The organism is Streptomyces sp. NPDC002868, assembly GCF_055563295.1.
In genome coordinates this window covers 25,866-36,526 of sequence record NZ_JBVHDR010000029.1, presented here as the reverse complement: position 1 = coordinate 36,526, position 10,661 = coordinate 25,866, and the positions used below count along the sequence as shown (strand labels likewise).

The 10,661-nt window shown below is 71.0% G+C and carries 3 protein-coding genes; 1 reads left to right on the top strand and 2 read right to left on the bottom strand.

From position 1 onward, the window contains the following. The coding region (locus tag ACZ3H8_RS37590) for an SDR family NAD(P)-dependent oxidoreductase (RefSeq protein ID WP_467409467.1) at positions 1 to 7,749 on the top strand (7,749 nt) is incomplete at its 5' end. A 109-nt stretch (positions 7,750 to 7,858) separates the two neighbouring features. Here the strand turns inward: ACZ3H8_RS37590 and ACZ3H8_RS37585 are convergent. Then, complete coding sequence (locus ACZ3H8_RS37585; protein WP_467409465.1) at positions 7,859 to 9,100, bottom strand: cytochrome P450; 1,242 nt, start codon at positions 9,098 to 9,100, stop codon at positions 7,859 to 7,861. Positions 9,101 to 9,168: 68 nt separating this feature from the next. After that, positions 9,169 to 10,407, bottom strand: coding sequence for a cytochrome P450 (locus ACZ3H8_RS37580; RefSeq protein ID WP_467409463.1), 1,239 nt, complete (start codon positions 10,405 to 10,407; stop codon positions 9,169 to 9,171). Positions 10,408 to 10,661 lie beyond the last annotated feature (254 nt).

Below are 10,661 nucleotides of genomic sequence, written 5' to 3'. Positions count from 1 at the left end.
TTGGAGCCCGCACTCCGCACCCTGCTGGCCGAGGACCACCGGGTGTTCGTCGAGGTCAGCCCGCATCCCGTCCTTACGGTGCCGGTGCAGGAGACGGTCGAGGCCGCTGGCGCCGAAGCGGTCGTGACCGGCACCCTGCGCCGAGACGACGGCGGCATGGCCCGGTTCTACACCTCGCTGGGCGACCTGTTCGTGCACGGCGTGGAGGTCGACTGGTCACCGGCGTTCGCCGCGCACCGGCCCCGGGTCGTGGACCTGCCCACCTACGCCTTCCAGCACCGGCGTTACTGGCTGGAGTCACGCAAGTCCACGGCCGAGACGGCCACTTCGGGATTCGTTGACGCCGGATTCTGGGACACCGTCGAACGCGAAGACCTGGAAGGTCTGGCGGGGACGTTGGGCCTGTCCGACCGGCGCGCGCTGCGGGAGCTCCTGCCCGCGCTCTCGCTGTGGCGCAGACAGCGGCAGCAACGGAGCACGGTCGACGGATGGCGCTACTCCATCGCGTGGCGCCCCCAGCCGGAGCCCGCGCGTACCAGCCTGGACGGCACCTGGCTGGTCGTCGTCCCCGAAGGCCACCAGGACACCCACCTCGTCCAGGACGCCGTCCGCGCGCTCCGGTCGGGCGCCGCGCGCACCAGGACCCTGATCGTCGGCACAGCGGACTCCGGCCGGGAATGGCTCGCCACCCGGCTGCGGGCCGAGGCCGAGACGGCCGACACGATCACCGGAGTGCTGTCCCTCGTGGCCCTGGAGGAACAGCCGTGGACCGCCACGGACTCACTTCCCGCAGGTCTGGTCCTGATGACGTCACTTCTGCAGGCTCTCGGTGACGCCGGGATCGACGCCCCGCTGTGGTGCGCGACCCGTGGTGGGGTGTCGGTCAACCGTGCCGATGCCCTCGACCACCCGATGCAGGCGATGGCGTGGGGGCTCGGCAGGATCGCGGCCTTCGAGTACCCGCAGCGGTGGGGCGGCCTCGTCGACCTGCCGAGCGAGCTGGACGAACGGGCCGGGCGACGGCTGGTCGCGCTGCTGGCGCAGGACTTGGGCGAGGACCAAGTGGCGTTGCGTGCTTCCGGGGTCTTCGCCCGCAGGATGCTGCGGTCGCTCACGGGAGACCGGCCGGCCGGCGAGGGCTGGCGCCCCCACGGCACCGTCCTGGTCACCGGTGGCACGGGCGCACTGGGCGGGCACGTCGCCCGCTGGCTCGCCCGCAACGGCGCCGAGCATCTCGTACTCGTCAGCCGTCGAGGCTCCGCGGCGCCGGACGCCTCTGTGCTGGTCGGGGAACTGGCGGAACTCGGGGCGAGTGCCACCGTGGTGGCGTGCGACGTCGCCGACCGCGCGGCGGTGGAGGCGCTCGTCGGGAGTCTGCCCGAGGACCAGCCGCTCACGGCTGTGGTGCACACCGCCGGAGTCATCGATGACGGTGTGATCGACATGCTCACCCCGGACCGGGCCCAGGGCGTACTGGGGCCCAAGGCGGGTGCCGCGCTCGCGCTGCACGAGGCGACACGGCACCTGGACCTGTCCGCGTTCGTCCTGTTCTCCTCCATGGCGGGCACGCTCGGCGGTCCCGGACAGGGCAGTTACGCGGCGGCGAACGCGTACCTGGACGCGCTCGCCCTTCAGCGCCGCGCCGAGGGCCTTCCCGCGACCTCGATCGCCTGGGGCGCCTGGAGCGGCGGCGGCATGGTGGACGAAGAGCTGGCACAGCGGTTCCGTCGTGACGGGGTGCCGCCGATGGATCCCGACCTGGCCATCGCCGCCCTGCAGACCGCCCTGGACGAAGACGAGACGTTCCTGATCGTCGCGGACGTCGACTGGCAAAAGGCCACAGCCCGGCTGGTGGCCGCCCTGCGCGAGCTGCCCGAGGCCCAGGCTACGGACAGCGGCGGGACCAAGGAGGCTGCTGTGCGGGACGACGCACCGCCGTTCGTCGTCCGCCTGCGCGAACTGTCGCCCACCGAGCGCCGTGCGGCGCTGCTGGACGACGTACGGAAGGCGGCCGCCGCCGTACTCGGTTACGACCGGCCTGACGCGATCCCCGCCGACCGGGCGTTCCGCGAACTGGGCTACGACTCGCTCACCGCCGTGGAGTTGCGCAACCGGCTCTCCGAGGCAACCTGGCTCCGGCTGCCCGTCACGCTGGTCTTCGACCATCCGACGGCGGACGCGCTCACGGCGTTCCTGTATGACGGACTCTTCGGGACGACGCCAGAGATCGTGGATCCGACCGCACCTGTCGTCTCGATGGACGATGATCCGGTCGTCATCGTCGGGATGAGCTGCCGCTATCCGGGGAAGGCCGACTCGCCCGAGGAGCTGTGGCGGCTGCTCGACGAGGGCGCCGATGCCATCTCGGGCTTCCCCACCAACCGGGGCTGGGACATCGAGCGGCTCTACGACCCGGACCCCGACAAGCCCGGCACCTTCTACGCTCGCGACGGCGGGTTCCTCTACGACGCGGACCACTTCGATCCAGCGTTCTTCGGGATCTCGCCGCGCGAGGCGGTCGCGATCGATCCTCAGCAGCGGCTCCTTCTGGAAACCTCCTGGGAGGCGATCGAACGGGCGGGGATCGACCCGGTCATGCTCCGCGGCACCGAGGCCGGGGTCTTCGTCGGTTCGAACTACAACGACTACGGTTCCCGGGCGCACACGGCGCCGGAAGGCCTGGAGGGATATCTGGCCACGGGCAGCGCGAGCAGCGTCGCCTCCGGCCGTATCGCGTACACCTTCGGGCTGGAGGGACCGGCCGTCACGGTGGACACGGCGTGCTCGTCGTCGCTGGTCGCGCTGCATCTGGCGACCCAGGCCCTGCGGTCCGGCGAGTGCACGCTCGCACTGGCGGCCGGCGTGACGGTGATCTCGACCCCGCAGACCTTCATCGAGTTCAGCAGGCAGCGGGCGCTCGCCCCCGACGGGCGCTGCAAGGCGTTCTCGGCGGACGCCGACGGCGCCGGCTGGGCAGAGGGTGTCGGCGTCGTCCTGCTGGAGCGGCTGTCCGAGGCACGCAGGCTCGGACACCCGGTGCTGGCCGTCGTCAAGGGCACGGCCGTCAACCAGGACGGCGCGTCCAACGGCCTGACGGCACCCAACGGGCCGTCCCAACAGCGCGTCATCCGGCAGGCATTGGCCAACGCGGGACTGTCGACATGGGACGTCGACGTCGTCGAGGCGCACGGTACCGGCACGCAGCTCGGCGACCCGATCGAGGCCCAGGCGATCATCGCCACTTACGGTCAAGGACGGCCCGAGGGCCGCCCGTTGTGGCTCGGCGCGATCAAGTCGAACATCGGGCACACCCAGGCGGCGGCCGGCGTCGCAGGGGTGATCAAGATGGTGCAGGCCTTGCAGCACGGCGTACTCCCGCGCACGCTCCACGCCGAGCAGCCGTCACCGCACATCGACTGGTCGGCGGGGAATGTGCGGCTGCTGAACGAGCGGCAGGAGTGGACGTCGGGCAACGGCCCGCGCAGAGCCGGGGTCTCCGCCTTCGGTATCAGCGGTACGAACGCGCATGTGATCCTCGAGGAGCCCGAGCCGGATGTCACCGAGTCCGGCGGGACGCCGCCGCCTTGTACTCCGGAGCGGTCCGCCTCGGCAACCGTCGTCCCCTGGCTGCTGTCCGCGCGCGGTGCCACGGCGCTGCGGGCACAGGCCCAGCGGCTGCTGGAGCACATCACGCACAACGAGGGCCTCGCGCCTGCCGACATAGCCATGTCTCTGGCCACCTCGCGCGCCGGGTTCGAGGACCGGGCAGCGATCCTCGGTACGGGTTTTGCCGAACTGACCGACGCGCTCAGGGCGTTCGCCGAAGGCCACGAGCACCCGCGGGCCTCCGTGGACCGCGCCCGCCCCGGCAAGCTGGCCTTCCTCTTCCCCGGGCAGGGATCACAGCGAGCGGAGACCGGTCGGAGCCTGTACGCGACCTTCGACGCCTTCGCCGACGCTCTCGACGCGGCCTGCGCGCACCTTGACACCCACCTCGACCGGCCGCTGCGCGACGTGCTGTTCGCCGAGCCCGGTACGCCCGAGGCGGACCTGCTCGACCGGACCGTGTACACCCAGGCCGGTCTCTTCGCCCTCGAAGTCGCCCTCTTCCGGCTGCTCGAAAGCTACGGGGTGCGCCCGGACGTGCTGCTCGGCCACTCGATCGGCGAACTCGCCGCGGCGCATGTCGCGGGGGTGCTGTCCCTGGACGACGCCTGCCGCCTGGTCGCCGCACGCGGCCGGCTGATGCAGGCCCTGCCGGCCGGCGGCGCCATGGTGTCCGTGCAGGCCGCCGAGGAGGACGTGCTGCCGCTCCTCGAACCGTACGAGGGCGGGGTGGTGATCGCGGCCCTCAACGGACCGGCCGCCACCGTCATCAGCGGTGACGAGGACGCCGTCACCGAGGTCGCCCGCCAACTGGCCGCCGCGGGACACAGGACCAAGCGTCTGCGCGTCAGCCACGCTTTCCACTCGGCCCACATGGACGCGATGCTCGACGAGTTCGCGGCCGTCGCAGCCGAGTTGAGCTACGAGCCGCCTACTGTGCCGGTCATTTCCAACGTCACGGGGCGCCAGGCCACCACGGACGAGCTGTGCAGCCCCGACTACTGGGTGCGCCACGTGCGTCAGGCCGTCCGGTTCCACGACGGGACCCGGACCCTGGAAGAGATGGGTGCGACGACATTCGTGGAGCTCGGCTCCGGGGTGCTCACGGCCATGGCGGACGAGTGCCTGACAGCGGACGGGGTCGCGCTCGTCGCCCTGCTGCGCCGCGACCAGGGCGAGCCGGAGTCGGTCACCACGGCGCTGGCCCATCTGCATCTGCGGGACCACGGCCCTGACTGGGACGCCTATTTCGAGCACTCGGGCGCCCGGCGCGTGCTGCTGCCGACGTACCCGTTCCAGCGGCAGCGGTACTGGCTGGAGGCCGCCGCGAACCTGGAGGACATGTTGGCCGCGGGACTGGAAGCGGCGGGCCATCCGCTGCTCGGGGCGGCCGTGCCGCTCGCCGGTTCCGACGGCGCCCTGTTCAACGGAGTGCTCTCCGTAGGGCGCCAGCCATGGCTGGCCGACCACGCTGTGGACGGCACACTGCTCTTCCCCGGCACGGGTTTCCTGGAGTTGGCGCTGCAGGCATGCGAACGGATCGGCGCCGGCCACGTCGAGGAGTTCACGATCGAGACCCCGCTCGTGCTGCCGGAGGACGGCACGGTACAGCTCCAACTCACCGTCGGTGACGCGGACGAGGCGGGCCGGCGCACGGTCAGCGTGCACTCGCGACCCGCGACACGCGCGGACCAGGAGGACACCCCCTGGACCCGGCACGCCGACGGCACCCTGGCCGAGGGCCCGCCCGAGGCCCAGGCCCTCGCCGATCTCAGCGCCTGGCCCCCGCCGGGCGCGGACCCGGTCGACGTATCGGACCTGTACGAGCGGACGGCCGCGAACGGCTTCGCCTACGGACCGGCCTTCCGCGGCCTGCGCGCCGCCTGGCGCAAGGGCGACGAGGTGTTCGCCGAAGTGACACTGCCCCAGCAGCACCATGAGGCAGGCTTCGTCCTCCACCCGGCGCTGCTGGACGCCGCTCTGCACACGGTCGCGCTTGCCGCACCCGACACGCAACGCGCCGTGCTGCCGTTCAGCTTCCGGCAGGTCACCGCGGCGCCGGCCGCGAGCCCGGACACCCTGCGGGTCCACCTCGTCCGGCAGCAAGAGGACACCTTCGGCGTGCAGCTGGCGGACGCGTCGGGTGCCTGGCTCGCCGCGATACCGGCGCTCGTACTGCGGCCGGTCGACCCCGCGGTGCTGGCCGCCGCCGGACCGAAATCCGACAGCCTGTACCGGATGGAGTGGGAGGAACTGCCGCTGGCCGGCAGCGCGCGCGAGCCGTACGCGGTGGTCGGCATCGGTGCCGTACCGCACGTGCCCGACGCCGACGGCGGCCGGTACGAGGACCTGGCCGAACTGGCCGAGGCCGTCACCGCCGGGGCCCCGGTGCCCGCAACGGTGCTCGTCAACTGCCCGCAGGCCCAGGGCGACACGGCCGAGGCCACCCGCCGGGCCGTGCACCACGCACTGGACGTCGCCAAGGCATGGCTCCAGGACGACAGATTCAGCGGGTCGCGGCTCGTGATGTGCACCCAGAACGCCGTGGCGACCATGACCGGCGCCGCTGTGCCCGGGCTGCCGCAGTCCGCCGTCTGGGGCCTGATCCGCACCGCCAAGGCCGAGAACCCGGGCCGTTTCGCCCTCCTCGACCACGACGGAACGGCCCAGTCCGTCGCCTCGCTGTCCGCCGCCCTGGCGACCGGTGAACCCGAGATCGCTTTGCGCGAGGGTGCCGCCAGTGTGCCGCGCCTGGTACGGGCCCCGGCGGCCGAGCCGTTCGGGGGCCTCGGTGCGGTCGGCGCCGGAGGCACGGTGCTCATCACCGGGGCCAGTGGCCTGCTCGGCCGCCTCGTCGCCCGTCACCTGGTGACGGCGCACGGCGTGCGGAACCTACTGCTCGCCAGCCGCAGAGGGCCAGAGGCCGCAGGGATGCGCGAACTGGAGAAGGAACTGAGCGAGCTGGGCGCGAACGTCGAACTCGCCGCCTGCGACGTCGCCGACCGGGCCGAGACCGCCCGGCTGCTGGCCTCCGTATCCCCCGAGAGTCCGCTCACCGCCGTGGTCCACACCGCGGGCGTCCTCGACGACGGCGTCATCGGCTCGCTGACCGCGGAGCGCATGGACGCGGTGCTGCGTGCCAAGGCCGACGCCGTACTCCACCTGGACGAGCTGACGCGCGACCTCGACCTGGAGGCTTTCGTCCTGTTCTCCTCTCTCGCCGGAACCTTCGGCGGGGTCGGCCAGGGCAACTACGCGGCGGCCAATGCCTTCCTCGACGCCTTCGCCCACGCCAGGCGGGCGGCGGGCCGGCCTGCCGTGTCCCTTGCCTGGGGCCTGTGGGCCGAGCGCAGCGGCATGACCACCAAACTGGACGAGGCCGACCTCCACCGGATGGCCAGGGGCGGCGTTCGTCCCATGCCGTCGGACCAGGCACTGGCTCTGCTCGATGCCGCGCTCGCCACGGGCGAGCCGTTCCTTGCCCCGGCCAGGCTCGACATGGCGGTGCTGCGTGCCGCTGCCGGAGACGTTCCGCATCTGCTGCGGTCGCTGGCGCGGAAACTGCCCCGGTCCTCTGCCGGCCGTCCGGCCCCCGCTGCGGAAGCCGAGCAGCTCGGCACCCGGCTCGCCGGGCTGCCGGAAGCGGACCGGCGCCAGACGGTGCTCGATGCCGTCCTGAGCCAGGCCGCTCTGGTCCTGGGGCATGCCTCGGCAGACGCGGTCGACCCCGACCGCGGCTTCCTGGAGCTGGGCTTCGACTCGCTGACCGCGGTCGAGCTGCGCAATCGGCTCGGCACCGTGACCGGGACCAGGCTGCCCGCGACTCTGCTGTTCGACTACCCGGAACCCACCGGACTGGCCGACCACTTGCTCGGCAGGCTGGCACCCGCGGTGGAGGAGCAGCTGGGCAACGGCTCGGTGCTCGACCGGCTCGACGCGTGGGAGGCGCAGATCGAACCGATCATGGACGATACGGAGGCCAGGGCGTCGCTGCGCAGTCGGCTGCAGGGGCTCATGGCCCGGCTCGACAGCCTGTCCGAGGACCAGGATCCGGGGCCGGAGAACAGGCTGGAGAACAGGCTGGAGAAGGCGTCGGACGACGAGCTGTTCGACTTCATCGAGAACGAGCTCGGAGGGTCGTGAAGGCCTGACCGGGGAACGGAACGGCCCCGCGCGAAGGGGCCGTTCATGCGGCCGCCCCCCACCGATCGGTGAGGGGGCGGCCGCATGAACGGGGCCTGTCGGACGGGAACTACCCCCAGGTCACCGGCAGTTCGTACACGCCGTAGTGCATGGCCTTCTCCCGGAGCGGCACCTGTGACGCCGGTACCGTCAGTCTCAGATCGGGGAACCGGTCGAAGAGCTTCTGGAACGCGATTCGCAGGGTCGCCCGCGCCAGGTGCTGCCCCAGGCACTGGTGGATACCGAAGCCGAAAGCCAGGTGTCTGCGCGCGGGGCGGGTCACATCGAGCGTGTCCGCGTCCTCGAAGTACTCGGCGTCGCGGTTCGCCGACGGAAGGGACAGCACCACCGTCTGTCCCTTTTCGATCTTCACGCCGTCGATCTCGACGTCCTCCAGCGCCGTCCGGCTCGCTCCGAAGTGAGAGATGGTCAGATAGCGCAGCAACTCCTCCACCCCGCTGCCCATCAGCTCCGGATTCGCCCGCAGCTTGGCCAGCTCTTCGGGATGCTCGAGCAGCGCGAACGTACCCAGCGCCAGCATGTTCGGCGTGGTGTCCAGGGCCCCGCCGATGGCGATCCACGCGATGTTCGCCATCTCCTCCTCGGTCAGTTCGCCGGTGGCGATGAGCCGGCTCAGGAGGTCGTCACCCGGCTCGGCGGCGAACCGCTCGCGCATCATCCGTTCCAGAGTCGTGTTCAGACCCGTGTTGTGGTGGATGAACTCTTCGAGGGTGTAGTCGATGCGCATGATCACATCGAAGTGCTCGGCCAGAGTGACCAGGTCGCTCTCCGATACGCCCATGACCGAGCAGGTCGACCTGGCCGGGATCTTCAGAGCGAACGCCTTGACCAGGTCGACGGGCGGTTCCATCTCCGCCATCTCGTCCAGCACGCCGTCGATGATCGCTTCGAGTCTGGGCTCGTACTCCTGGATTCTGCGGACGGTGAAGAAGCCCGTCAGCAGCCGCCGGTAACGGGTGTGGTCCGGTGCGTCCATGCGGACGAAGTTGCCCGGCGCGGACGGCTGCGGATCGTAGTTCTCCACCTCGAAGGGCGGCGAGTGCACCAGCGCCAGCAGCTCGTTGCGGTGGCTGAACCGGTGGTCGGTCATGATCTGCCGCACATGTTCGTGCCGCGTGATCAGCCACCCGTCCTTGCGGCCCGGTGACAGGTCGAACGACACCGGGCTGATCGGATCCTCCTCGCGCAGCCGGCTGTACTCGGCTGCCGGATCGAACGGGCAGGTGCGCTTGTAGGGGACCACCGGTGTCTTGGGTATGTAGGCGGGATCCTGAGCAGGCTCGGAAACCATGACTCCTCCGACTGGGATGGGGACAGCGGCCGCGCGTGACTGTGCGCCCCGGACCCGGGGCGGCGGGGTCACGCCCGCTGGGACGCCAGGGGCAGTCGCCGCAGACCGAAGACGTTGACCCTGTTCTCGTAGTAGGAAAGTTGCGCGTCGCGGTCCAGCCGGACCGCGGAGAACCGGTCGAGCATCAGGTTGAGCGCGATCCGCCCCTCAAGCCGGGCGAGCGGAGCGCCCAGGCAGTAGTGGATGCCGTGGCCGAAAGCCACCTGACGGGCGTTCGGCCGGAGCGGCACGAAGCGGTCCGGATCGTCGAAGACCCGCTCGTCGCGGTTGGCCGACAGCAGCCACAGATGCATCATCGTGTTCGCGGCGACCGGCACCCCAGCGATCTCCGTGTCCGCGGTCGGCACCCGCTCGATCTTCAGGAACGGGGGGCGGCAGCGCAGCACTTCCTCGATGTAGGCCGGGATCTGCGAACGGTCGGTCCGAAGTTCGCCCCAGCGCTGCGGCTCGGTGTTCAGGCTGAGGAGCATATTGCCGAGCAGCACGGATGTGGTGACATGCCCGGCGAGCAGCAGGAGCGCGGCGAAGCTCACCACGTCGTCGTCGTTGAGCCGCTCGCCGTCCACCTCGGCGCGTACCAGGGTGCCGATGAGATCGTCGTGGGGTGCGCGGCGGCGGGCCGTGACATGCGCGCGCAGATACGCGTCCAGCTCCCCGACCAGCCGGCCGAAGGCGGCAGGGCCGTCCGGGGCAGTGGGGTCGATCGTCAGCAGGTCGTCCGCCCAGCCCTGGAAGAGATGCCGGTCGGAGATCGGCACCCCCAGCATCGAGGCGATCACGATGACGGGCAGCGGGTTGGCCAGCGCCTCCACCAGGTCGAAGCGGTCCGAGTCGATGTCGTCGACCAGGCCTGTCGCCACATCGGTGATCTGCGGTGTGAGATCGCTGATCATCTTCGCCGTGAACGCCTGGCTGACCAGGCGGCGCATCTTCCCGTGCCGAGGAGGGTCGAGCAGGAGCAGCGTGCCGCCCGGAGGTTCACGCTCGCCGCCCGACAGCGACGTCACCGTGTCGGAGGAGAACGCGGCGGGCTGGGAGACGATCCGCTGGATGTCCCGGTGCCGGAAGACATGGACATTGCCCTTGTCGTCCCGCCACACCGGCTGCTCGTCCCGCATCCGGCGGAGCCACGCGAGCAGTGAGGCGCCTCCGTCCAGATCGATCTCCGGTGGCGCCGTGACGTCGAGTGCCGTCATCGGCGAGGACTCCTCGCGTACGGCATCGGATGTTTCCTGCGGCACCTTCATGCCTCCCCTCTCCTACGGCCCTGCGGTGGCGCGTTGTTCGGGCCACAGGCCGATCGGCCCTCACCCCAGCACGAAGAGCACGCAGCGAGCCAGCGCGGCGGAGGAACTCTAGGGAATCGCCGGTCGAGGCAGGCCGACCTCGTCCTAGGGGTTCTCTTAGAGTCACCGGCCGCCGCCCCGAAGGGCCGGTCGACGCCCACAGAATGCGATCAGTGAGCGAAGGATTCGAGCCGTCGTGGTCGCCAGCGTGAGGC